This is a genomic window from Microbacterium gallinarum (assembly GCF_014837165.1).
GTDB classification, from domain to species: Bacteria; Actinomycetota; Actinomycetes; order Actinomycetales; family Microbacteriaceae; genus Microbacterium; species Microbacterium gallinarum.
Genome location: NZ_JACSPM010000003.1, coordinates 76,545 through 100,597 on the forward strand (window position 1 = coordinate 76,545; position 24,053 = coordinate 100,597).

22 protein-coding genes are annotated in these 24,053 nt (G+C 70.5%); 17 read left to right on the top strand and 5 right to left on the bottom strand.

Annotation, left to right across the window (positions count from 1 at the left end):
* Positions 1-33: 33 nt before the first annotated feature.
* Together H9622_RS09865 and H9622_RS09870 are read left to right on the top strand one after the other, a co-directional pair.
* Positions 34-1,566: a MinD/ParA family ATP-binding protein gene (locus H9622_RS09865; RefSeq protein ID WP_191766229.1), complete on the top strand. Its 1,533-nt coding sequence runs from the start codon at positions 34-36 to the stop codon at positions 1,564-1,566.
* 8 nt (positions 1,567-1,574) lie between these two features.
* Entirely contained in the window at positions 1,575-2,066 is a 492-nt protein-coding gene (locus H9622_RS09870) for a peptide deformylase (protein ID WP_191766230.1), read from the top strand.
* 111 nt (positions 2,067-2,177) lie between these two features.
* Here H9622_RS09870 and H9622_RS09875 read toward each other — a convergent pair whose 3' ends face one another.
* Entirely contained in the window at positions 2,178-4,004 is a 1,827-nt protein-coding gene (locus tag H9622_RS09875; RefSeq protein WP_191766231.1) for an AMP-dependent synthetase/ligase, read from the bottom strand.
* A 152-nt stretch (positions 4,005-4,156) separates the two neighbouring features.
* On the opposite strand from H9622_RS09875, the gene H9622_RS09880 reads away from it, so the two are divergent.
* Genes H9622_RS09880 through H9622_RS09890 form a run of 3 tightly spaced genes read left to right on the top strand, consistent with a single transcriptional unit; the run spans position 4,157 to position 7,169 of the window.
* A complete protein-coding gene (locus H9622_RS09880; RefSeq protein WP_191766232.1) occupies positions 4,157-5,092 on the top strand; it encodes an ROK family glucokinase in 936 nt (311 codons plus the stop codon).
* A gap of 2 nt (positions 5,093-5,094) precedes the next feature.
* A complete protein-coding gene (locus tag H9622_RS09885) occupies positions 5,095-5,781 on the top strand; it encodes a lysophospholipid acyltransferase family protein (RefSeq protein WP_191766233.1) in 687 nt (228 codons plus the stop codon).
* Positions 5,782-5,831: 50 nt separating this feature from the next.
* Complete coding sequence (locus tag H9622_RS09890) at positions 5,832-7,169, top strand: class II 3-deoxy-7-phosphoheptulonate synthase (protein WP_191766234.1); 1,338 nt, start codon at positions 5,832-5,834, stop codon at positions 7,167-7,169.
* Positions 7,170-7,215: 46 nt separating this feature from the next.
* Here the strand turns inward: H9622_RS09890 and pknB are convergent, their stop codons facing one another.
* Together pknB and H9622_RS09900 are read right to left on the bottom strand one after the other, a co-directional pair.
* Positions 7,216-9,141: a Stk1 family PASTA domain-containing Ser/Thr kinase gene (gene pknB, locus H9622_RS09895; protein ID WP_191766235.1), complete on the bottom strand. Its 1,926-nt coding sequence runs from the start codon at positions 9,139-9,141 to the stop codon at positions 7,216-7,218.
* Between the two features lie 69 nt (positions 9,142-9,210).
* Positions 9,211-10,362, bottom strand: a complete 1,152-nt coding sequence (locus H9622_RS09900) for a LysM peptidoglycan-binding domain-containing protein (RefSeq protein ID WP_449843661.1) — start codon at positions 10,360-10,362, stop codon at positions 9,211-9,213.
* A gap of 221 nt (positions 10,363-10,583) precedes the next feature.
* Here H9622_RS09900 and H9622_RS09905 point away from each other — a divergent pair, with 221 nt between their 5' ends.
* Positions 10,584-10,934 carry an Rv2175c family DNA-binding protein gene (locus H9622_RS09905; protein WP_318247081.1) on the top strand — a complete coding sequence of 117 codons (351 nt, stop codon included), beginning with the start codon at positions 10,584-10,586 and terminating at the stop codon, positions 10,932-10,934.
* A 9-nt stretch (positions 10,935-10,943) separates the two neighbouring features.
* On the opposite strand, the gene H9622_RS09910 is transcribed toward H9622_RS09905, so the two are convergent.
* On the bottom strand, positions 10,944-12,038 hold the full coding sequence (locus H9622_RS09910; RefSeq protein ID WP_191766237.1) for a polyprenyl synthetase family protein: 1,095 nt from the start codon (positions 12,036-12,038) through the stop codon (positions 10,944-10,946).
* 64 nt (positions 12,039-12,102) lie between these two features.
* Here H9622_RS09910 and H9622_RS09915 point away from each other — a divergent pair, with 64 nt between their 5' ends.
* The 10 genes from H9622_RS09915 to H9622_RS09960 all read left to right on the top strand — a co-directional run bounded on the left by H9622_RS09915 (position 12,103) and on the right by H9622_RS09960 (position 23,060).
* On the top strand, positions 12,103-12,468 hold the full coding sequence (locus tag H9622_RS09915) for a DUF3040 domain-containing protein (protein ID WP_191766238.1): 366 nt from the start codon (positions 12,103-12,105) through the stop codon (positions 12,466-12,468).
* 197 nt (positions 12,469-12,665) lie between these two features.
* On the top strand, positions 12,666-13,097 hold the full coding sequence (mraZ, locus tag H9622_RS09920) for a division/cell wall cluster transcriptional repressor MraZ (protein WP_191766239.1): 432 nt from the start codon (positions 12,666-12,668) through the stop codon (positions 13,095-13,097).
* Positions 13,098-13,202: 105 nt separating this feature from the next.
* Positions 13,203-14,156: a 16S rRNA (cytosine(1402)-N(4))-methyltransferase RsmH gene (gene rsmH, locus H9622_RS09925; protein WP_191766240.1), complete on the top strand. Its 954-nt coding sequence runs from the start codon at positions 13,203-13,205 to the stop codon at positions 14,154-14,156.
* Entirely contained in the window at positions 14,153-14,773 is a 621-nt protein-coding gene (locus tag H9622_RS09930; RefSeq protein ID WP_191766241.1) for a hypothetical protein, read from the top strand. The genes rsmH and H9622_RS09930 overlap by 4 nt, the downstream gene beginning before the upstream one ends.
* Before the next feature lie 4 nt (positions 14,774-14,777).
* The gene (locus H9622_RS09935) at positions 14,778-16,559 is read left to right on the top strand and encodes a peptidoglycan D,D-transpeptidase FtsI family protein (RefSeq protein ID WP_191766242.1); all 1,782 of its coding nucleotides are present in this window, start codon (positions 14,778-14,780) and stop codon (positions 16,557-16,559) included.
* 25 nt (positions 16,560-16,584) lie between these two features.
* A complete protein-coding gene (locus H9622_RS09940; RefSeq protein WP_191766243.1) occupies positions 16,585-18,000 on the top strand; it encodes a UDP-N-acetylmuramoyl-tripeptide--D-alanyl-D-alanine ligase in 1,416 nt (471 codons plus the stop codon).
* The gene (gene mraY / locus H9622_RS09945; RefSeq protein WP_191766244.1) at positions 17,997-19,109 is read left to right on the top strand and encodes a phospho-N-acetylmuramoyl-pentapeptide-transferase; all 1,113 of its coding nucleotides are present in this window, start codon (positions 17,997-17,999) and stop codon (positions 19,107-19,109) included. The genes H9622_RS09940 and mraY overlap by 4 nt, the downstream gene beginning before the upstream one ends.
* Entirely contained in the window at positions 19,106-20,659 is a 1,554-nt protein-coding gene (gene murD, locus H9622_RS09950; protein ID WP_191766245.1) for a UDP-N-acetylmuramoyl-L-alanine--D-glutamate ligase, read from the top strand. The genes mraY and murD overlap by 4 nt, the downstream gene beginning before the upstream one ends.
* Positions 20,610-21,878 carry a putative lipid II flippase FtsW gene (gene ftsW / locus H9622_RS09955; RefSeq protein WP_191766246.1) on the top strand — a complete coding sequence of 423 codons (1,269 nt, stop codon included), beginning with the start codon at positions 20,610-20,612 and terminating at the stop codon, positions 21,876-21,878. The genes murD and ftsW overlap by 50 nt, the downstream gene beginning before the upstream one ends.
* Positions 21,879-21,974: 96 nt before the next feature.
* Positions 21,975-23,060 carry a UDP-N-acetylglucosamine--N-acetylmuramyl-(pentapeptide) pyrophosphoryl-undecaprenol N-acetylglucosamine transferase gene (locus H9622_RS09960; protein WP_191766247.1) on the top strand — a complete coding sequence of 362 codons (1,086 nt, stop codon included), beginning with the start codon at positions 21,975-21,977 and terminating at the stop codon, positions 23,058-23,060.
* A gap of 6 nt (positions 23,061-23,066) precedes the next feature.
* Here H9622_RS09960 and H9622_RS09965 read toward each other — a convergent pair whose 3' ends face one another.
* On the bottom strand, positions 23,067-23,438 hold the full coding sequence (locus H9622_RS09965) for a GntR family transcriptional regulator (RefSeq protein ID WP_191766248.1): 372 nt from the start codon (positions 23,436-23,438) through the stop codon (positions 23,067-23,069).
* Between the two features lie 126 nt (positions 23,439-23,564).
* On the opposite strand from H9622_RS09965, the gene H9622_RS09970 reads away from it, so the two are divergent.
* The gene (locus H9622_RS09970; protein WP_191766249.1) at positions 23,565-24,032 is read left to right on the top strand and encodes a hypothetical protein; all 468 of its coding nucleotides are present in this window, start codon (positions 23,565-23,567) and stop codon (positions 24,030-24,032) included.
* Positions 24,033-24,053: the final 21 nt, after the last annotated feature.

The following is a 24,053-nucleotide window of genomic DNA, read 5'->3' on the forward strand; positions in this document are numbered from 1 at the left end:
GCAATCGCCTCCCCTGTCTTGGAGAACTCCGCAGTGACGCCTGATCGACCCGACCACACGCCCGAAGAATCCGAGAACGGCGTGCTGTCCGACACGGGCAGCCTCGAGACCGCGGGCTTCGGCATCCTGGGCGGCTCGACCGCCCAGGTGAGCGTCGAGATGCCGTCCGAGTCGGATGACGACCTGGTCGACGACGACGTGATCGGCGACGAGGTTCCGTTCGTGGTCGAGATCCCGGCAGACACCGCGGAGGCGGAGATCGTCGAGACCGCCGCAGGCGCGGAGGACTGGACCGTCGAGGACGGCGTCGAGGACTGGGAGCCCATCGAAGACATCGCGGACGCCGACGAGGTGTTCGAAGAGACCGACGTGGTCGCCGCCCCCGCCGAGGCGCCGGCGGCCGCGGCATCCGCTCCCGCGTCGTCGTTCGACGACATCATCGCTCCCGCTCCCGCCGCGGCCGCCGCGCCCGCTGCGGCTGCCCCGGCGCCCGCTGCCCGCGCGGCCGCGCAGAGCGAGGCGGCCGACCGACCCCAGGCCGTCGAGCGCGCGGGGTACCCGCGCCCCGACGTCACGCTGACGTCGAAGCGCCTGGGCGAGTTCGAGGCCGACCGCGAGACGGCCGACCTGCTCACCGCCGACCGCCTGCTCGACCCGCACCACATCGTGCGCTCCGAGCCCGAAGGCTACTGGCAGCACCTCGTCTACTCGATCTCCGGCCGTCGCATCAACCTCGGCGACGGCAAGCGCGCCCGCGCCCGCAAGGAGCTCGACCGCCGCATCGCCGCACCGCTCGCCGGCGGCGCCCGGTTCGTGCCGGTGCTCTCACGCAAGGGCGGCGTCGGCAAGACCACCGTCACGACGCTCCTCGGCATGGCGCTGGCCGATGCACGCGACGACCGGGTCATCGCCGTCGACGCCAACCCCGACCGCGGCACGCTCGCCGAGCGCATCGCCCGCTCGAGCGGCAAGACCGTCCGGGATCTCGTGCGCATCCGGGGCGATGTCGTCGGCTTCAACGACCTGTCGGGCATCGTCGCGCGCGACGAGACGCGCCTCGACGTCGTGGCGTCGGACTCCGACCCGCGCGTGTCCGAGGCCTTCAGCGACTCCGACTACCGAGACGTGGCCGGGCTCGCCGCTCACTACTACTCGGTCGTCCTCACCGACACCGGCACCGGCATCGTCCACTCCGTCATGGGGGCGACCCTCGAGCTCGCCGACCAGCTCGTGATCGTCGCCGGACTGAGTGTCGATGAGGCGCGGCTGGCGTCCGAGACGCTCACGTGGCTCGAGACGAACGGTCACGCGGCCAAGGTGCGCAACGCCATCGTGGTGCTGAACAACTCGCGCCCGGGCAATCCGCTGGTGCAGCTGGAAGAGCTCGAGTCTCACTTCCGCACCCGCGTGCGCGGCGTCGTGCGCATGCCGTACGACGCCCACATCGCCGCGGGCAGCGCGATCGTGTTCCGCGACCTGCACCCCGAGACGCGCCTTGCGGCCCGCGAACTCGCCGCCTCGGTGGTCGAAGGCCTGCGCTCCGTCCCGTCGGCATCGGCCGCCTGAGGCCCGGCGTGTCGGTCCGTCCGATCCGGGTCTTCGGCGACCCGGTCCTCACCTCCGTGTGCGCGCCCATCGACGAGGTCGATGACGGCGTGCGCGCGCTCGTGCGCGATCTGCTCGACACCGTCGAGCTGCCCGGCCGCGCGGGTGTCGCCGCGCCGCAGATCGGCGTCGGTCTGCGCGCCTTCAGCTACAACGTCGACGGCGTGATCGGCTACGTGCTCAACCCGGTGCTCGTCGAGGTCTCGGGCGAGCCCGAGGCGATCGGCGAGGGATGCCTCTCGGTGCCCGGCCTGTGGCACGACGCCGTGCGCTATCCGCACGCGAAGGTCGTCGGCACCGACCTCGACGGAAACGAGGTCGTGCTCGAGGGCGACGGGCTGATGGCCCAGGCGCTCCAGCATGAGACCGACCACCTCGACGGCATGCTCTACCTGCGGCGGCTCACGCCCGAGGAGCGCAAGATCGCAATGCGCGAGATCCGCGAGTCGGACTGGTTCTGACACGGGGCCGACGTCCTGCATCGGTGCCCGGCGTGTCGTCTCGCTTCGCTCGCAGAGCGGCCGAACGACGAAGCCCCGGACCTCGTGGAGGTCCGGGGCTTCGTCATGGCGTCACTTGAGCGAGACGTTGCTCGTGTTCACGGGAGCGCTGTAGAGCTCGACGATCTCGGCTGCGAAGTCGTCCATGATCACATTGCGCTTGATGCTCATCTTCGGTGTCAGGTGCCCGCTCGCCTCGGTCCACTCGCTGTCGAGGATCGTGAACTTGCGGATCGACTCGGCGCGCGAGACGGACTTGTTGGCGTGGTCGATCGCCCGCTGCACCTCGGCGCGCACGTCGGGGTTCTTCGCGGCATCGGCGAGCGACATGTCGCCCGGCAGGTTGTTGTTCGCGAGCCACGTCGGCAGCATCTCGGGGTCGAGCGTGACGAGTGCCGAGATGAACGGCTTCTGGTCGCCGACGACGACCACCTGGCCGACGATCGGGTTGGCGCGGATCGGGTCTTCGAGCGCGGCGGGCGCGACGTTCTTGCCGCCGGCCGTCACGATGATCTCCTTCTTGCGGCCGGTGATCTTGAGGAAGCCCTCCTCGTCGAACGAGCCGATGTCGCCCGTCTTGAACCAGTCGCCGTCGAACGCCGCGGCCGTCGCCTCGGGGTTGCGCCAGTACTCCTTGAAGACGTTGATGCCGCGCACCTGGATCTCGTCGTCCTCACCGAGGCGGATGCCGACGCCCGGCAGGACCGGGCCGACCGTGCCGATCTTCGACTTGGTCGCGAGGTTGACCGTCGCGGGGGCGGTGGTCTCGGTGAGGCCGTAGCCCTCGAGGATCGTCACGCCGAGGCTGTGGAAGAAGTGGCCCAGGCGCGGCCCGAGCGGAGCCGAGCCCGAGACGGCGTACTCGACGTTGCCGCCCATCGCGGCACGCAGCTTGCTGTAGACGAGCTTGTCGAAGAGCGCGAACTTGATCTTCGTCATGAACGGCACCTTCTTGCCGTCCTGCAGCAGCGTGGAGTGCTCGACGGCGGTGTGGGCCGCGGCGCGGAAGATCTTTCCCTTGCCGCCCGCTTCGGCCTTCTGCTCGGCCGAGTTGTAGACCTTCTCGAACACGCGCGGCACGGCGAGGAGATACGTCGGCTTGAACGAGCCGAGCGCGGGCAGGAGCTGCTTGGTGTCGGGCTGGTGACCCGTCTTGACGCCGGCGTGGATGTTCAGCACCGAGATGAAGCGGGCGAAGATGTGCGCCGTCGTGATGAACAGCAGCGTCGACGCGCCCGGCTTGGCGACGACCTCGTTCAGCGCCTTCGCCGAGTTGCGGCACAGCTCGACGAAGTTGCTGTGCGTGAGCACGCACCCCTTGGGGCGGCCGGTCGAGCCGGAGGTGTAGATCAGGGTGGCGATGTCGGCGCCGTTGGCCAGGTGACGGCGGCGCTGGATCTCGTCGTCGGAGACGTCCTTGCCGTCGGCGACGAGCTTGTCGAGGTCGCCGCGCGCCATCTCCCACGTGGCGCGGACGAGCGGAAGCTCGGCGCGCACCTCGTCGAGACGCGCGGTGTGGTCGGGCGACTCGCTGATGCACGCGATGGCACCGGAGTCGGTGAGGATCCACGAGATCTGCGACGGCGAGCTCGTCTCATACACCGGGACCATGACCGCCCCGGCATAGAACAGCGCGAAGTCGACGAGCGTCCAGTCGTAGGTGGTGCGCGCGATGAAGGCGACCTTGTCGCCGGGCCCGATGCCGGCGGCGACGAACCCCTTCGCCAGGGCGATCACCTGCTTCTCGAAATCGGCGGCGGTGATGTCGCGCCAGCCCTCGCCCTCGGGCACGGCGAACAGTGCGAGCTGCGGGGTCGCCTTGACCCTGTCGGCGAGCAGATCGGTGACGTTCGCCTGCGGGTCGGCGGGGACGATCGCGGGGACTTCGAATTGGACCACGGCAGCTCCTTCGGTACCGGAAAAAAGAATCTCGGGTGGATCTCATCCGAGTCTAATCGGCTCGAGGCGGCGCACCAGCAGGGGTGTGGACGCCGACGCGCCGATAGACTGCAACGCGCCGTCGCGCCTGCGCCGGCCGGAGAGGGAGTGCGGTGCTCAAGGTCGGGATCGACATCGGCGGGACGAAGATCGCGGGAGGCGTCGTCGACCAGGACGGCCGCATCCTCGAGAAGGTCCGGGTGGACACCCCCGCAGACACCCGCGCCCTTGCGGATGCCGTCATCGACATGGCCCGGCACTTCGGCGCCGGGCACGATGTCGCGGCGGTCGGCGTCGCAGCCGCGGGGTTCATCGACCGCGACCGGGCGACCGTGATCCATGCGCCGAACATCGCGTGGCGCAACGAGCCGCTCAAGGCGACGCTCGAGGCCGGCCTCGAGGTGCCCATCGCGATCGAGAACGATGCCAACGCCGCTGGCTGGGCCGAGTTCCGCTTCGGCGCCGGGCGGGACGTCGACAACATGGTCATGCTCACGATGGGCACCGGCGTCGGCGGAGCGATCGTCCTCGACGGCGAGCTCTTCCGCGGCGGGCATGGCATCGCCGCTGAGCTCGGCCACACCCGCTTCACCCGCGACGGTCTGCGGTGCGGCTGCGGACAGAACGGATGCCTCGAGCAGTACGCCTCCGGCCGTGCACTGCAGCGCGAGGCCAACGCCATCGCCGACGCAGGCGGCATCGGCGCGGCGCTGGCCGACCTGCGCACCGAGACCGGCACCATCAGCGGCCCCGCCGTCTCGCGACTCGTGCTGGCCGGCGACCCGGGGGCCACGGAGGCCCTGCGGCGCGTCGCGACCGCTCTCGGCGAGGCCTGCGGAGGATTCCAGGCCGTGCTCGACCCGGAGCTCTTCGTGATCGGCGGGGGAGTGGCCCAGCTCGGCGAGGACCTCCTCGCGCCCGTGCGGCTGGCGTACGAGACGTCGCTGCCCGGGTACGGCGACCGTCCGGTCGCGGAGTTCGCGATCGCGCAGCTCGTCAACGACGCGGGTCTCATCGGAGCGGCCGATCTGGCGGGCCGGGAGGTCTAGCGATGTTCTACTGGCTGATGAAGTACGTCGTGGTCGGGCCGATCGTCAAGGCGATCTTCCGCCCATGGATCGTCGGCCGGCGCAACGTCCCCGCCGAGGGCGGTGCGATCCTCGCGAGCAACCACCTCTCGTTCGTCGACTCGGTCATCCTCCCGCTCATGATCGACCGTCGGGTGGCGTTCCTGGCGAAGAGCGACTACTTCACCGGCAAGGGCCTCAAGGGCTGGGCGACCCGGATGTTCTTCAAGGGCACCGGCCAGCTGCCCATCGACCGCTCCGGCGGCAAGGCGTCCGAGGCATCCCTCAACACCGGCCTTCAGGTGCTGGGCGGCGGCGAGCTGCTGGGCATCTACCCGGAGGGCACGCGCAGCCCCGACGGCAAGCTCTACCGGGGGCGCACCGGCATCGCCCGCATGGCGCTCGAGGCCCACGTGCCCGTCGTGCCGGTGGTGATGGTCGACACCGACACGATGATGCCGATAGGCCAGCGACTGCCGAACGTCGTGCGCGTCGGAGTCGTCATCGGCGAGCCGCTCGACTTCTCGCGCTTCGCCGGAATGGAGGGCGACCGCTACATCCTGCGGTCGATCACCGACGAGATCATGGTCGCGCTGCAGCGGCTCGGCGAGCAGCAGTACGACGACGTCTACGCGTCGACCGTGAAGGACCGTCTCACGTCCTCGCGCTGAGCGCTCGTCACACGGCGTCGGTCCCCGTCCGCCCCGGATAGAATCGAGGGATGCTCCAGCAGCTCGACAGCCTCGACCACTGGCGGAATCTGCCCATCAAGCAGCAGCCCATGTGGTCGGACGCCGACGCCGTCGCCACGGTGTCGGCGGAATTGGCCACCCTCCCGCCGCTCGTGTTCGCCGGTGAGGTCGACAACCTGCGCGAGAAGCTCGGCCGTGCCGCATCCGGGCAGGCGTTCCTGCTCCAGGGCGGCGACTGCGCCGAGACGTTCGCGGGTGCGACGGCGGAGCAGATCCGCAACCGCATCAAGACCGTCCTGCAGATGGCGGTCGTGCTCACGTACGGCGCGTCGATGCCGATCGTGAAGATGGGGCGCATGGCGGGTCAGTTCGCCAAGCCGCGCTCGAGCGACACCGAGACCCGCGGCGACGTGACGCTGCCGGCCTACCGGGGCGACATCGTCAACGGCTACGACTTCACCGAGGGTTCGCGTCAGGCCGACCCGCAGCGGCTGCTGAAGGGGTACCACACGGCCGCGTCGACCATCAATCTCATCCGCGCGTTCACGCAGGGTGGCTTCGCCGACCTGCGCGAGGTGCACTCCTGGAACAAGGGGTTCGCGCAGAACCCGGCCAACCAGCAGTACGAGCGCCTCGCCACCGAGATCGACCGCGCGATCAAGTTCATGGAGGCCGCCGGCGCCGACTTCGACGAGCTCAAGCGCGTCGAGTTCTACACCGGCCACGAGGGTCTGCTGATGGACTACGAGCGTCCGATGACCCGCATCGACTCGCGCACGAGCCTGCCCTACAACACGTCGGCGCACTTCCTGTGGATCGGCGAGCGCACACGCGACCTCGACGGCGCGCACGTCGACTACTTCTCGAAGATCCGCAACCCCATCGGCGTGAAGCTCGGCCCGACGACCTCGCCCGAGACGGCGCTGGCATTGATCGACAAGCTCGACCCGAACCGCGAGCCGGGACGCCTCACGTTCATCACGCGCATGGGCGCGGGCAAGATCCGCGACGCGCTGCCGCCGCTGCTCGAGGCCGTGCGCGACTCGGGTGCGACCCCGCTGTGGGTCACCGACCCGATGCACGGCAACGGGATCACGACGCCGACCGGGTACAAGACGCGCCGCTTCGACGACGTCGTCGACGAGGTGCGCGGCTTCTTCGAGGCCCACCGTGCCGTCGGCACGTTCCCCGGCGGCATCCACGTCGAGCTCACCGGCGACGACGTCACCGAGTGCCTCGGCGGCTCCGAGCAGATCGACGAGGCCACCCTCGCGACCCGCTACGAGTCGCTGTGCGACCCGCGCCTCAACCACATGCAGAGCCTGGAGCTCGCCTTCCTCGTCGCCGAGGAGCTCGAGAAGCGCTGACGATGCCTCGGCACGAGGCATCCGCCAGCCCAACGGGTTGCGCGGCCTAACCCGACGAGGTGACTTTGACCTCTGTGCCCCGTGGGTGAAGCGTCCCTGCGGCGGGATCAGTCGAGCCGACCGTGAACAGTCCCCAGACGAACTGAGGCACCACCGAGGTCGGCCGGAAGCCGGCCGCTTCGAGCTCGCCCATGGCCTCAGCCAGATTGCGCCCGACGACATCGGGGACCTCGATGGGGGCCGGGCCAAGTGAGACGACGAGGGTGGCGGAGTCGCCCGGTCGCCACCAGCCGCCGCCGGCTCGCTCGGCCATGCGCACCACGGAGCCTTTGGCAATCTCTTCGCTGTACTCTTCGGGGCGCTCCGTCACCGTGATGTCCAGGCTTCCGAGCGTCGAGACGGCCTCGTCGACGGGCTTGCCGACGACGCTGGGGAGGGGGCCAAGAGACACGCCCAAAGTTGCGGAGTCACCCTCGTGCACCGTGCAGCCCTCACCGCACTCCACGTTCTCGCCGCCGGTCGCAGGGTGGACGACGGCGTACACGACGACGCCAGCGGCGGCATCCGTGTAATACGGAGCGCTGTCACGAATGGTGATGTGCGTCGCCTCGAACTGCGAAGTCACGTCCTCCTCGGTCTGCCCGTTCAGCTTCTCGAAGGTGACCTCGGCCGGGCCGAGCGAGATCAGCACCGTGATCTCGGCCTCCCTGTCGACGCGCGTGCCCCACCGCGGGTCGGTGCCGATCGCGAGGCCGGCCTCGACGTCGAGACTCGTCTGGCCCTGCTGGACCGCCACCAGCGAGTCTTCGGCGAGGCGAGCCTGCGCGTCGGCGAAGGTCAGGCCGGACACATCGGCGACGGCGACCATCGAGCCGGGTCCGGAGCCGAACCACCAGCCGAGCCCGCCGGCGAGTGCCGCCAGCAGGATCACCAGGGCGATGAGCCAGCCGCCCTTCGCGCTGCGGCGGCGCGCGGCGGCGCGCAGCGCCGTGGCGTTGTCGACCTCCTCGACGGCGGCCGTCGGCCCGGTGCCGGGCGAGGGGAGCACGGCGGTCAGGTCTCCGGACGGCACGCCGTCCTCGCGCATCATGCCGAGCGGCATGGTGCGCGTCACGCTCGGCGTGATCCCGAGCTCGCGCTCGATCTCGCGCAGGCGGTCGAGCATCTCGCGGGCGTCGGACGGCCGGTCGTCGGGTGTCTTCTCGGTGGCCCACAGCACGAGCTCGTCGAGGGGCTCGGGCACGCCGGGGTTCTTCACGCTCGGCCGGGGCACGGAGTCGGTCGCGTGCTGGAAGGCGATCTGCATGGGCTGCTCGCCCTTGTACGGCTGCTCACCGGTGAGCATCTCGTAGAGCATGATGCCGAGCGCGTAGATGTCGCTGCGCGCGTCGGCGGTGCCGCGGGTCACCAGCTCGGGCGCGAGGTAGGCGATCGTCCCGAGCAGCTGGGCGCCCGTGGCCGTGTTGGCGGTGGTCGCGCGGGCGAGCCCGAAGTCGCCGATCTTGATGCGCCCGTCCTCGGCGAGGAGCACGTTCTCGGGCTTGACGTCGCGGTGCACGATGCCCGCGCGGTGCGCGGCGGCGAGCCCGGACAGGATGGCGTCGAGGATCGACACCGCCTGCGGGACGGTCAGCCGACGCTGCTCGCGCAGGAGCTCGCGCAGCGTGATGCCGGGAAGGTACTCCATGACGAGGTACGCCATGTCGCCGTCCTGGCCCTGGTCGAAGACGTTGACCACGTGCGGATCGGCGAGGCGCGCGGCGGCGCGGGCCTCCTGGATGAACCGGCTCTGGAACACGGTGTCGTCGCTCAGGTGACCGTGCATCACCTTCAGCGCGACCCGGCGCTCGAGGCGCAGATCGGTGGCGACATAGACCGTGGCCATTCCGCCGCGGGCGATGCGAGCGCGGACGCGGTATCTGGCGTCGACCAGACGCCCGATCAGCGGGTCCGTCTGCTGGCTCGTGCTCACGGGGAAAGTCTACGGACGCAGACCTGCGAGCCCGCGGAACGGCTCACCCTGCGAGCGTTCGTTCTCGGCCTACCCGAGCGCCGCGAGCCAGGCGTACGCAGGCTTCTCCCACCGAGCGTAACGATCGGGATACGCCGAGATCTGCACCGCTTGGGCCGCCTGCGCGAACGTCATGTTCATCCACCCGGGGATGTCGAGCAGGCCGCGGGTGCGCGAGCCGTTCGGATCCGACGGGCCCCCGTAGAAGGCCTTGATGGACCGCACGCGGTCGCGGATCTGCGCCGCCGTGCCCCAGCCGGTGCTCGGACGCTGCTGGAAGAGGCCGAGCGAGTCGCGATCGCCCCAGTCGAGGTTGCGGATCCAGGACTCCTGCATCGCCGTGCCGAGGGCGATGGCGATGCCGCGGTCGGGAACGCCGAGCTCGCGGCCGACCCGGATGATGAGGCGGGCGTTCTCCTGCTGCGCGGCGTCCAGGCCGGAGGTTGCCGCCGTCTCCGGGATCGTGAGCTTCTGACCGGGGTAGATGATCGACGACATGCCGAGCTTGTTGGCGGTGAGTACCGCGCCGACCGAGACGCCGTGGCGTGCCGCGATCGCGCTGATCGTCTCGCCCGCCGTGACGACATGGCTGCGGGCGGCAGACGGGGCCGGCGCCGGGGCAGCCTTGGGGGGTGCCGCTTTCACGGGCTCCGATGCCGCCGCTCGGACCATGCCGGGGATCGTGAGCTTCTGGCCGGGGTAGATGATCGACGACCAGCCGAGCCTGTTGGCCGAGAGCATCGCGGCGGTCGAGACTCCGTGCCGCTGGGCGATGGCGCTGATGGTGTCTCCCGGCTTGACCGTGTAGGTGCCGGATGCCGCGGCCTTCGCCTTCGTGGCGGGCGCCGGCTTCGCGGGTGCAGGCTTCGCGGCGGCCGAGAGTGTGAGGACCTGCCCGGGGTAGATCGTGGACTTCCAGGTCAGGCCGTTGAGCGTGAGCACGTCGACGGTGCGCAGGCCGAAGCGCGCGGCGATCGCGCTGACGGTGTCGCCGCGCTTCACGGTGTAGGTCCTGGGGGTCGCGGCCATGCCGCGGGTGGTCGTGACCACGGCCGGAACCTGCGCCGCGGCGGCGGCCGGCAGCGCGCGGAGGGGCAGGGGGCGCGGCATCCGCTCTTCGGTCGCTCTTTCCTGAGCGTGGGCGGGAACCCCCGACAGGACGAGGGCGATTGAGCCGAGGATCGCTGCGGGAACGCCCGCGGAGACCACTTTCGGCGGGTGGGCACGGTGGGTGCGGGTATCAGGTCGCAAGAGATTTCCCCCCTCTTCGGACTTCCAGAACCGTGTCACGGATGTCAACGGGTGTCAACGGACGGGAAATGAGAGGTGGATGTGACTGATGTGGCGCAAGCGTGGTCGCGCGGGACGTGCGAAGGGCGCCGGAGGAGTGGGATAGTTGCTGAGTGACCGCTGACGACGCTCCGCGCATCGAGACCGAATGGCTCACCCTGCCCGAACTGGTGGAGGTGCTGGGCGAACCGCTCGGACGCGTCCGCCGTTTCATCGACGAGTCCCACCTCGTCGGCTCACGACGCGACGGGGCACTCAAGGTTCCCGCCGTGTTCATCGTCGACGGACATCCGCTCGCGTCGCTGCGGGGCACGGCGATCGTGCTGCACGACGCCGGATTCTCCGACGACGAGGTCATCGACTGGCTCCTCACGCCGGAGGAATCGATCGGCATCCCGCCCATCGAGGCGCTGCGGGCCGGACGCAAGGCGGAGGTCCGCCGCGTCGCCCAGACGATGGCGTGACACCCCGCGTCAGGTGACGCGGACTGTCGCGGCCCGTGCCAGGTCGCGAAGCTCGCCCACGGCGGCATTGCCCAGCCGTGCACCCGAGAGCGACCGCTCCGCCTCGCGCGCATACGCGGCGATGAGGCTCTCGACCCGTTCGAGCGCGCCCGATTCGACGATGGTGCGCTGCAGCGACGCGATCTGCGCCGCGTCCAGGGTGCGGTCGCCGACGAGCTCGTCGACGATGCGCCGGGCCGGCGGCGCGAGCGACTCGCGTGCGTAGGCGATGAGCACCGTGCGCTTCCCCTCGCGGAGATCGTCGCCCGACGGCTTGCCGGTCTCGCGCTCGTCGCCGAACACGCCCAGCACGTCGTCGCGCAGCTGGAATGCCATGCCGAGCGGATGCCCGAACGCGGCGAGAGCGGCGACCTGCGCGGCATCCGCGCCGGCCAGTGCCGCGCCGATCACGAGCGGCTGCTGGATGCTGTAGCGCGCAGACTTGAGCGACGCCACGCGCAGCGCGCGGTCGGCGTGACGGTCGTCGTCCTCGGTGACGAAGGCGGATTCCTCGGCGATGTCGAGGAACTGCCCGATCGTGACCTCGCGGCGCATCGTGGCGTACTCCGCGCGCGCGGCCGACGCCCGGGCCGTGAGGGAGACGGCGAGTCCTTCTTCGAAGAGGTCGTCGCTCCACGCCACGAGCAGGTCGCCGAGGAGCACGGCGGCCGAGCGACCGAAGGCCGCGGCATCCCCCTCCCAGCGGGCATCGCGGTGCGAGGCCTCGAGGGCGCGGTGCGCGGCGGGGCGGCCCCGGCGGGTGTCGGAGTTGTCGATGACGTCGTCGTGCACGAGGGCGGCGGCGTGGAACACCTCGAGCGCCGCGGCGGCGGTGACGACCTCGGCGGGCAGAGTGGGAGCGGGGCGGGATGCTTCCTCCACTGCCCTCCACCCGGCGATGCAGAAGCGGCCGCGCAGGCGCTTGCCGCCCTCCACGGTGGCCGCGGCCGCCTCGACGAAGGAGGCCGCCTCGGCGCCGAGGCCGGCCGCGTGGAGTCGCTGAGCCGTGACGAAGATGTCCAGACGCTGGGAAATGGCTTCGACAGGATCTGGAGAGGCTGACACGGGCCTAGCCTAGTGATCTACGGCACGCGTAGAATCGGTGCAAGCGAGCTAAAGAGGGGGATGCATGCCACTCTCCGAACAGGAGCAGCGTCTGCTCGACGAGATGGAACGCCATCTGATGCGCAACGACGCAGACGTCGTCAGCGCGCCCAGTGACGGACGCAGCCTCAGTTATCGCAACATCGTCTACGGGACGATCCTCGTGCTCCTCGGCCTCGGCGGGCTCATCGTCGGCGTTTCGCAGCAGCTCATCGTGGTCGGCGTGATCGGTTTCGTGGTCATGCTGGCGGGCGTCCTGCTCGCTGTGACTCCCACCCGCGGCGCGGGCCGCGCGCGTGTCGAGTCCGAGAAGCCGGCGAAGGCCCCCCAGGGGTCGTCCTTCATGGACCGTATGAACAACCGCTGGGACAGGCGTCAAGAGGGGCGCTGATCCGCCACACCCGCTGACACGGGAGACGAGCACCGACCTTCGGGTCGGTGCTTTTTCTTTGCCCGGAAATCGCGCCATCGCGCGCCGAATGGAGGCGCGGTGGAGTGTCGCGCGATGAATGAGTGACAAAGTGGAGGGAAGTGGAGTAAAGTGGCGTACACCCAGGGGGGCCGGGATGAAGGGGGAGTGATGAGCCGATGCTGTTGGGCACGCACTCTCCGAAGCTCGATGACAAAGGCCGCGTCATCCTTCCCGCGAAGTTCCGCGACGACCTCAGTGGAGGCGTCGTGGTGACTCGCGGACAGGACCGCTGCCTGTACGTCTTCAGCACGCAGGAGTTCGAGCGGGTGCACGAGCGCATCCGCGAGGCGCCGCTCGCCAACAAGCAGGCGCGCGACTTCCTGCGCATGTTCCTCTCCGGCGCGAGCGCCGAGAAGCCGGACAGCCAGAACCGCATCACGATCCCCCCTCCGCTGCGCGCCTATGCAGGCCTGGAGCGCGACCTCGTCGTCACCGGCGTGGGCGCCCATGCCGAGATCTGGAACGCCGACGCGTGGAACGCCTACGCCGACGCGAACGAAGAGAGCTATGCCGAGCTGGAGCAGGAGGTGATTCCGGGCCTCTTCTGAGAGCCCTCGGTCCTGACTCCCAGCTGCTCGTGCCCTGACATCACTTCCCCGGTGCCAGGTCGGAGCGGATGGGGATCAGGACCGAGGGACACGGCCCCGTACGACATGAACCTCCGTGACATCCACACCCCGGTCCTTCTCGAGCGCTGCGCCGAGCTGCTCGCCCCCGCGCTCGAGCGCGACGGCGCGGTGTTCGTCGATGCCACCCTCGGCATGGGTGGCCACTCCGAGGCCTTCCTCGAGCGGTTCCCAGGCATCCGGCTCGTCGGCCTCGACCGCGACACCGACGCCCTGCGCATCGCCGGCGAGCGCCTGGCCCGCTTCGGCGACCGCGTCACGCTCGTGCACACGGTCTACGACGGCATCGCCGACGCCGTCGCCTCAGCGGGATACGCCGCGGCAGACGGCATCCTGTTCGACCTCGGCGTCTCGTCACTGCAGCTCGACGTCGCAGACCGGGGCTTCGCCTACTCGCAGGACGCCCCTCTCGACATGCGCATGGACCAGTCGGCCGGCACGACAGCCGCCGACATCGTCGCGACCTACGGCGAGGGCGACCTGCGGCGCATCTTCGAGCGCTACGGCGAAGAGAAGCTCGCCGGTCGCTACGCCCGCGCGATCATCGCCGCGCGCGCCGAGGCGCCGATCGAGCGCTCCGGCCGCCTGGTCGAGATCCTCGTCGCGGCCACGCCGTACGCGGCTCAGCGGACCGGGCACCCGGCCAAGCGGGTGTTCCAGGCCCTGCGCATCGAGGTGAACCGCGAGCTGTCGGTGCTCGATCGTGCCATCCCCGCGGCCCTCAGCACGCTGCCGGTGGGCGGCCGCATCGTCGTGCTGTCGTACCAGTCGCTCGAGGACCGCCTGGTCAAGCGAGCGCTGGCGGAGGCCTCGGCCTCCACCGCCCCTGCCGGCCTGCCGGTCGAGCTGCCCGAGCACGCGCCCAAGTTCAAGCTGCTCGTCAAGGGCGCCGAACTGGCGTCCGACGAAGAACGCGCGGTCAATCCGCGCGCCACGCCCGTGCGTCTGCGCGCGGCCGAGCGGGTGCGGGAGGACGCATGAGCACCGCGACCGCACTGAGCACCGTCGCCGCGCGAGGGACCGCACCGGCGATCGCGCCCGAACGCGGGGGACGGCCCGATCGCCGGCTCCGCGTCGTCGAGGCACCGGCGCGCCGCCGTCGCCCGAAGCTCCTCTACGGCGTCGTCGCCGTGCTCGGGGCGTTCCTCATCGCCGGTGCTCAGATGGTGCTGTCGATCATGACGACCCAGAGCTCCTACGAGCTCTCCACTCTCACCCAGCAGCAGCGCGACCTGACCTACGAGAAGCAGATCCTCTACGACGACGTCGCAGGTCTCAGCTCGCCGCAGTACCTGGCGGCGAACGCGGCCGCGCTGGGCATGGTGATCGACGAGTCGCCCAGCTACCTCCGCCTCAGCGATGGCGCGCTCCTGGGAGCGGGGGAGGTCTCGCTCGGATCGTCGTCGGTCGATGCGATCGGCCGCGGTGCGGTGCCGAACGCCCTCATCGCCGACACGCCGCTCGTGACGGAGCCCGACGCGACCATCGGCGGGAAGCCGGTGGTCCCGGTCGTTGCCGGCACCGACGCCGGCGGCAGCGGAGTCGGCAACACTCCGCCTCCCATCACCGACGGACTCCCCACGCCGAGCACACACTGAATCCATGACGACACGCAGCACCCGCAGCCCGCGCCGCCGGACCGTCGTCGCACTGGCCGTCGTCCTGGCGGTCCTCGCCGGATTCATGGTGCGGCTCGTCGACATCCAGGTCGTCAACGCCGACGAGCACGTCGCCGACTCGCTCGAGATCGCCCTCCGCGGCTCGCAGACGCTCTACGGCACGCGCGGGCAGATCGTCGACGAGACCGGGCAGACTCTGGCGGGCAGCATCCTGGAGTACGACTGCCAGCTCGACCCGCTGCTCATCACGCAGATCGACGCGCAGGTGCTCGACGAGAAGTCGGATGCCCGGCTCTGGGCGGAGGTGTCGGATGACGTCGCCGAGATCCTCGAGACGACTCCCGAGGCCGTGCGCGAGATCGTCGGCGCCGCCCTCGCCGCCGATCCGGGGAGCCGGTACGCGGAGCTGGAGCGCGGGGTGTCGACCGAGCAGTTCCGCGCCCTCGCCGATCTGGGCACCCCCTACATCGTGTGCCTCCAGCACCCGGCGCGCGCGTATCCCGACGGAGCGGTCGCGGGCAACCTCGTGGGCTTCGTCGGCACCGACGGCGACGCACTCGAAGGCCTCGAGAAGTCGTACGACGACTGCCTCATCGCGACCAACGGCAAGCGCGCCTACCAGAAGGGCAAGGACGGGGTCATCATCCCCGGCACGAAGGTGCAGCAGGATGCCGTCGACGGCGGCACGCTCGAGCTGACCATCCACCGCGATCTGCAGTGGTACCTGCAGCAGCTGATCGGCGAGCAGGTGCAGGACATGCGGGCGGAGCGCGGGGCGATCCTCGTCGTCGAGACCGCGACCGGCAAGATCCGCGCCGCCGCCGAGTACCCCACCGCCGACCCCAACGAGCCCGGCGCCGTCAAGGGCGTGCGAGGCAGCAAGATCTTCGAGGGCACGTTCGAGCCCGGCTCGACGTTCAAGGCGCTGACCGCGGCGACCGTCATCGATGCCGGCGGGCAGACGCCGGCGTCGACCGTCGTGGCGTCGAGCCTCGAGAACTTCCCCGGCGGGGCGCGCGTGCGCGACTCGTTCCAGCACCCGGCGTACACGTACACGCTGACGGGTGTGCTTATCGACTCGTCGAACGCCGGCATCTCGAAGTTCAGCGAGCGGGTGCCGTCCTCGACGCGCTACGAGTACTTCAAGAAGTTCGGGATCGGGTCCGGATCCGCCGTGCAGTTCAGCGGCGAGGAGTCCGGCGACATCCACCCCGTCGAAGAGTGGGGCGCGCAGACGACCTACAACACGTCTTTCGGCCAGGGCCTCACCACGACGATGCCGGAGCTCGCCGGCGCCTACGGCGCGATCGCCAACGGCGGGCTGCGCATGCCCCTCTCGTTGATCGAGTCCTGCACGACGGCCGACGGCACGGTGGTGGAGCCCGAGCTTCCCGAGCCGACCCGCGTGGTCAGCGAGTCGACCTCCGCCCAGGTGCGGTCGATGCTCGAGAACGTCTTCCTGCAGGCGCCGTACGCCAAGGCGGTCGAGATCCCCGGCTACCGCATCGGAGGCAAGACCGGAACCGGTGAGAAGTCGGACGGCAAGGGCGGCTACAAGGCGGGCGTCTACTACACGACGATGGTCGGATTCGCGCCCGCCGACGACCCCGAGTACGTCGTCGTCGTCACGCTCGACGAACCCAAAAAGGTAACATCGTCTGCGGCCAACGCGACCGCGTTCCAGAAGGCGATGACCCAGGTCCTCAAGACCTATCGCGTCATGCCCTCGACGACGGCGCCGAAGCTGTTGCCCAAGTTCGGGTGACGCTTCCGATCCGGCCGGAGACCACATGATCCCCCTTACCATCGCCCAGCTCGCCCGTGCCGTCCGGGGTCAGGCGGTCCTCGCCGACGGCGACTCGTCCGAGACCGTCGTGTCGGGCACCGTCGACACCGACTCCCGCCTGATCGCCCGCGGAGACATCTTCGTCGCCAAGCCGGGGGAGGAGACCGACGGGCACCTCTTCGTCGGAGCCGCAGCCGAGGCGGGCGCATCCGTCGCCATCGTGGAGCACCCCGTCGAGGGGGCGGCCCTGACGCAGATCGTGGTGCCCTCCGCGGTGGACGCGCTGGCCGACCTGGCCCGCACGGTCGTCGAGCAGGTCCGCGAGGGCGGCGCTCTGCGGGCTGTGGGGATCACCGGCTCGAACGGGAAGACGACCACCAAGAACCTCCTCGCCCGGATCCTCGAGGGCGAGGGCGAGACCGTGTCGCCGAAGGCGTCGTTCAACAACGAGGTCGGCGCCCCGCTGACGATGCTGCGCGTGACCGACGACACGAAGTACCTCGTGAGCGAGTTCGGCGCGAGCGCCCCCGGCGAGATCGCGCGGCTCGCCGGTCTCGTCGAGCCCGACATCGGCATCGTGCTCATGGTCGGCATGGCGCACGCGGGCGGATTCGGCGGCATCGAGGCGACCTTCATGGCGAAGTCCGAGCTCGTGCGCTCCATCCGCCCCGGCGGGCTGGCGGTGCTCAATGCCGACGACGCCCGAGTGGCCGCGATGGCGAAGATCGCCGCCGAGCGCGGCGTGGACGTGCTCTGGTTCGGCCGCGGCCCCGACGCGCAGGTGCGCGCGGACGACGTCGTGGTGACGGCATCCGGAACCTCCTTCCAAGTCACCGCCGGCGGCGTGTCCGCGCCGCTGAAGCTGCGTGTGCTGGGTGAGCACCACGTGATGAACGCGCTGGCCGCCATCGCCGCAGCGACGGCGCTGGGCGTCTCGCTGGCGGACTGCATCGCCCGGCTCGAGACCGTCGAGATCGCGGAGCGCTGGCGCATGCAGCCGCTCGGGTCCGATCGCGTGCGCATCATCAACGACGCCTACAACGCCAGTCCCGACTCGATGGCCGCCGCCCTGCGCACGCTCGCGCAGATCACCGGCCCCGACGAACGCACCGTCGCGGTGCTCGGCGCCATGAGCGAGCTCGGCGAGCACGCCGAAGAGGAGCACGACCGGGTCGGCCTGCTCGCGGTGCGCCTGGGGATCAAGCGGATCGTCGTGGTCGGCCAGGACGCCCGCCGCATGTACCTCGAAGCCGTCGCCCAGGGGTCGTGGGACGCCGAGGCCGTCTTCTTCGCGACCGCCGACGAGGCGTTCGAGTACCTGAAGGGCGAGCTGCGCGACGGCGACCGGGTGCTGGTGAAGTCCTCGAACTCGGCGGGTCTGCGGTTCCTCGGCGATCGTCTGGGAGAATCGTTCTCGTGAGATCACTCCTGACTGCAGCCGCGATCTCGCTGGCCTTCACGCTGTTCCTCACCCCCGTCTTCCTGCGGCTCTTCCGCAAGTGGGGCTGGGGACAGGTGATCCGCACGCCAGAAGACATCCGCAACCCGAATCACAAGGCCAAGCGCGGCACGCCGACGATGGGCGGGACGATCTTCATCGTCGGCACGATCGTCGGCTATCTCGTCGGCGGTGTGGTCGGCAACAACCCGCCCACCATCTCCGGCCTGCTCGTCATCTGGATGATGGTCGGCCTCGGCGCCGTCGGCTTCATCGACGACTACATGAAGGTGCGACAGCAGCGCTTCATGGGACTCAGCGGCTGGCGCAAGGTCGTCGGGCAGGTGATCGTCACGGTGCCGTTCGGCGTCGTCGCGCTGATGTTCCCCAACGGGTTCGACGAGACACCGGCATCGCCGTACGTCTCGATCTTCCGCGACGTGCCCGTCCTCGGGTTCATGACCTTCGGGCTCATCGCCGGGTGGATCCTTTACCTGGCATGGATCACCTTCATCGGCGTCGCCTTCTCGAACAGCGTCAACGTCACCGACGGGCTCGACGGCATGGCCGCCGGCGCCGGCATCTTCGTCACCGGCGCCTACAGCCTCATCGCCTTCTGGCAGTTCAACCAGGCCTGCTGGGGCGGCGACGGCCTCTCGGAGGCGGCGAAGGCCGCGTGCTACCCGACCCGCGACCCGTTCGACCTCGCGATCATCTCTGCGGCGTTCGTCGGCGCCCTCGTCGGCTTCCTCTGGTGGAACGCACCGAAGGCCAAGGTCTTCATGGGCGACGTCGGATCGATGGCGATCGGCGGCGTGATCGCGGCCATGGCCATCCTCACCCGCACCGAGCTGCTCGCCGTGCTCGTCGCCGGCGTCTTCATCATCGGCCCCGGGTCGGTGATCCTGCAGCGCCTGTACTTCAAGGTGACGCGCGGCAAGCGCCTCTTCCTCATGAGCCCGTTCCACCACCATCTCGAGCTGCGGGGTTGGTCGGAGGTCACGATCGTGGTGCGCATGTGGATCATCGCCGGTCTGCTCGCGGTGTCGGGCGTCGGCTTCTTCTACGTCGAATGGCTCTCGCGCACATGACTTCACAGCGTCTCGACACGCTCACCAGCTGGTACGCGGACTGGAAGGGCCTGCGGGTCGCCGTGCTCGGCCTCTCGGTGACCGGCTTCTCGGTCGCCGACACGCTCGCCGAGCTCGGGGCCGAGGTGCTCGTGGTGAGCGAGACGGCCGACGAGGAGTACGCGCGGCTGGTGCCGGTGATCGGCGCCCGGCTCTGGACCGGCGCGCTCGACACCGTGCCGCAGCACCTCGCGGACTTCGCGCCCGAGGTCATCGTCGCCTCGCCCGGGTTCGCGCCGGGGCATCCGCTCATCTCGTGGGCCCGCGATGCGGGCATCGCGCTGTGGGGCGACATCGAGCTCGCGTGGCGCGTGCGCGACAAGGTCACGCGGCCGGACGGCACGCCCGCCGAGTGGGTGCTGATCACGGGCACGAACGGCAAGACCACCACCGCACGGCTCACCGCGTCGATGCTCGTCGCCGGCGGACTGCGTGCGGCGCCGGTGGGCAACATCGGCACCCCGGTGCTCGACGCGGTGCGCGACCCGAACGGCTTCGACGCCCTCGTCGTCGAGCTGTCGAGCCACCAGCTCTGGTACCTCGGCCTGCAGGACGGACCCGCGCCGCTGTCGCCGCACGCCGCCGTGTGCCTCAACCTCGCCGACGACCACCTCGAGTGGCACGGCTCGTTCGAGGCGTACCGCGACGCGAAGGCCCACGTGTACGACAACACGCGCGTCGCGTGCGTGTACAACAAAGCGGATGCCGCGACCCGCGCGATGGTCGAGGACGCCGAGGTGGTCGAGGGCGCACGCGCCATCGGCTTCGACCTCGGCGTGCCCGGGCCGAGCGACCTCGGCGTCGTGGACGGGATCCTCGTCGACCGCGCGTTCCTCGAGGATCGCCGCACCAGCGCGCTGGAGCTCACGACGGTTTCCGAGCTCGCCGAGCTCGGTCTCGCCGCGCCGCACGTCGCGGCGAACATCCTCGCTGCAGCGGCGCTGGCCCGCTCGCTCGACGTCGCCCCTGCCGACATCCGCGACGCCCTGCGCGGCTTCCGCCTCGACCCCCACCGGATCGAGGTCGTCGCGCAGCACGCGGGCGTGACGTGGGTCGACGACTCGAAGGCGACCAACCCGCACGCCGCGGCATCGTCGCTGACGGCCTACCCCGGTGCGGTGTGGATCGTCGGCGGTCTGCTGAAGGGCGTCGACATCGCGACACTCGTCTCGGAGCGGGGCGCCGGCGCCAAAGCCGCGATCGTGATCGGCACGGATCGCACCGCCATCCTCGCCGCGTTCGAGCGACACGCGCCCGCGGTGCCGGTCTGGGAGGTGGACGACGCCGAGACTGAAGAGGTCATGACGCGGGTCGTCGAGCTGGCGGCCGGGATCGCGCGTGACGGGGACGTCGTTCTGCTCGCCCCCGCCGCGGCATCCTTCGACCAGTTCTCGTCCTACGCGGACCGGGGCCGGCGGTTCGCGGCGGCGGTGAAGGAACGGATCGGAACGGGGGCCGGCGATGAGCACGACGCAGTCGCGGGCCCGTCAGACCCCGACGACACCGCCTGACGCCTCGGCCCGCGGCGGCGGCCTTGCCGCGCGGGTGTCGCTGGGGCGTGTGTTCGCTCCGGTGCCCAGCGAGTTCCTGCTGATCTCGTCGACGGCGCTTCTGCTGACGTTCTTCGGGCTGGTGATGATCCTGTCGGCCACGTCCGCCGTGGCGACCGCTGCCGGGCTGCCTCCGTACGAGGCCGTGCTCAAGCAGGCGATCTTCGCCATGATCGGCGTGCCGCTGATGTTCATCGCCAGCCGGGTGCCGGTGTCGTTCTGGAAGCGCATCGCGTGGCCCGCGCTGATCTTGGCCACGGCGTTCCAGCTGCTGGTGTTCACGCCGCTGGGCATCGACAACGACGGCAATCGCAACTGGATCAACATCGCCGGCATGCAGGCGCAGCCGTCGGAGTTCCTCAAGCTGGCACTCGCGCTGTGGCTGGGGTTCATCCTCTTCCGCAAGCAGACGCTGCTGAGCAAGTGGCAGCACGTCTTCATCCCGATCGTGCCGGTGTCGGTCGCGGTGTTCGCGACGGTGCTCGCCGGTCACGACCTGGGCACCGTGATCGTGCTGGTGCTGATCCTGCTCGGCGCGCTCTTCTTCTCGAACGTGAAGCTGCGGCTGTTCGTGATCCCGCTCATCCTCGCGATCGTGGGCATGGCGGTGTTCGCCGTGACGAGCCCCAACCGCATGCGGCGCATCATGAGCTTCCTCGACCAGAACTGCATCGCCGACTACCTCGACTCGTGCTACCAGCCGCTCCACGGCATCTGGGGCCTCGCGAACGGCGGCGTCTTCGGCCTGGGGCTCGGCAACTCGCGCGAGAAGTACGACTGGCTGCCCGCCGCCGCGAACGACTACATCTTCGCGATCGTCGGCGAAGAGGTCGGCCTCATCGGCTGCGCCGTCGTCCTCGCCCTGTTCGCGCTCTACGCCGTCGGCGCGTTCCACGTGATCCGCAAGACCGATGACCCCTTCGTGCGCATCGTCGCCGGTGCCATCACCGTGTGGATCGTCGGCCAGGCGCTCATCAACATCGGCGTCGTACTCCGCGTCTTTCCGGTGCTCGGCGTGCCGCTCCCGTTCATGTCGCAGGGCGGAACCTCGCTCGTCTCGGTGCTCGTCGCCTCGGGCGTGCTGCTGTCGTTCGCCCGCACCCTGCCCGCCGCGGTGGCCAAGCGCCAGGCCGCGATCGAGGCCGCCCGCGCCTCACGGGCGGCCCGCGCGGCCCGCTGACGCTCCTGCCGTGACGCGCCGGCCACCGTCGGGCGTCCCAGGCCGGCCGCCCGACCGGGCGGCTTCGGCGCCCGACCGGGCGGCTAGGCTCGTCGGGTGACGACGTATCTGCTCGCCGGCGGCGGCACCGCCGGACACGTCAACCCGCTTCTCGCCGTGGCCGATGCGCTGCGTGCGCAGGATCCCGACGCCGAGGTGCTCGTGCTCGGCACCCGCGAAGGCCTCGAAGCCCGGCTCGTGCCCGAGCGGGGCTACGAGCTGCTCTTCGTCGACAAGGTGCCCTTCCCGCGCCGTCCCGACTCGGCGGCCGCGGCCTTCCCGGTGCGGTTCCCGCGCGCGGTGAACCAGGTGCGCTCGCACATCGCGACGCGTGGCGTCGACGTGGTCGTCGGCTTCGGGGGCTACGCGTCGGCACCCGCCTACGTCGCCGCCCGCCGCGCACGCGTGCCGTTCGTCGTGCACGAGGCCAATGCCCGGCCGGGTCTCGCCAACGTGCTCGGCGCGCGCACCGCGGCCGCCGTCGGCGTCGCGTTCGACGGCACGCCGCTCAAGCGCTCCCGCGTGGTCGGGATGCCGCTGCGCCGCGAGATCGTCGAGCTCGACCGCGCCGCGCGCAGGGCCGAGGCGGCGGTGCACTTCGGGCTCGACCCCGAGCGCCCCGTCCTGCTGGTGTTCGGCGGTTCGCTCGGCGCGCAGCGCCTCAACGAGGCGTTCGGCGAGGGCCACGGCGCGGCGTGGCGCGATGTGCTCGCCGCAGGCTGGCAGCTGCTGCACGTGACGGGGGAGCGGTCGACGCTCGCCGACCCGGGCGCTCCCGGCTACGCCGTGCGCCGCTACGTCGACCGGATGGATCTCGCGTTCGCCCTCGCCGACCTCATCGTCTCGCGCGCCGGCGCCGCGACGGTGAGTGAGATCAGCGCGCTCGGGATCCCGGCCGTCTACGTTCCGTACGCCGTCGGCAACGGCGAGCAGGCCCTCAACGCCTCGTCGGCTGTCCGCGCCGGCGCAGCCATCCTCATCGCGGACGCCGACTTCACGGGCGACCGCGTGCGCAGCGACGTCGTGCCGCTGCTGGCCGACGAAGGCCGTCGCGCGGCCATGACGGCGGCCGCGGCATCCGTCGGCACTCGCAACGGCACCGAGAACGTGGTCGCCCTCATCGACGTCGCCCTCGGGCGCTGACCGGGGTCAGGCGCTCCCCGGATCACCGCCGCGCAGCGCCGCCGCGGCGAGCGCGAGAGCGTCATCGGGGTCGATCCGCAGGCTGCGGATCTGCTCGGCGAACACCGTCGCCGCCTGCTGCGCGGCCCGGTGCGCCGGATCGTCGCTGAACGACACGAAGGTCCCGTTGCGTCCGCGGGTCTCGATGACACCGGATGCCTCGAGCTCGCGGTACGCGCGGGCGACGGTCCCGGGCGCCAGGCCGAGGTCTTCGGCCAGGCGTCGCACCGTGGGCAGGCGCTGCCCCGCCGCGAGCTCGCCGGACGAGATCGCGTCGACCAGTCCGCCGCGCAGCTGCTCGAACGGCGGGACGGGTGAGGCGGAGTCGATCGTGATCATGCGGGACCTCCTGCGGGCGGTGCTCGGTGCGGCTCACGGTAGCGTGCCGTGGTGCGAGACGATCGTCCCGCGGCGGACACTCACACACGAGGGGCCGCGTGCGGTCGATCGAGCCCGGGAGGCGGCATGTCCGAGAGGTTCCACTCACGCCCGTTCGCGATGGGCGTGATGCTGCTGACGGCCCTCGCGCTGGCCGGCTGCGCCACGGGTGGCGGGGCGCCCGGCGGCACGCCGAGCCTCGACGGCCGGCAGGCGCCCACCGTCCGGACCGAACCCGACACCCCCGCGTCCTTCACCGACCGCATCCCTCTCCCCTCGTGCGGCAGCGTCGAGCTCGGGCAGGCGGAGGCGATTCCGCAGGATGCCATCGACTGCCTGACGGATGCCGGCGCCCAGGGCGCCGAGCTGGTCGTGACCACGCTGACGGTCGAGGGCGACGAGATCGTGACGTACTACCGGGCGCTTCCGGAGGGCGGCATCGAGGTCTTCACCGACATGACGAAGGACGCGTTCGGCGGTGGCTGGGCGCACGAGGTGTGCGCGGACGCGACGACGGTCGGCGAGTACGGCGGCTGCGCCGAGGCGACGGGCTGAGGCGGGGAGCGCGCCCGGACG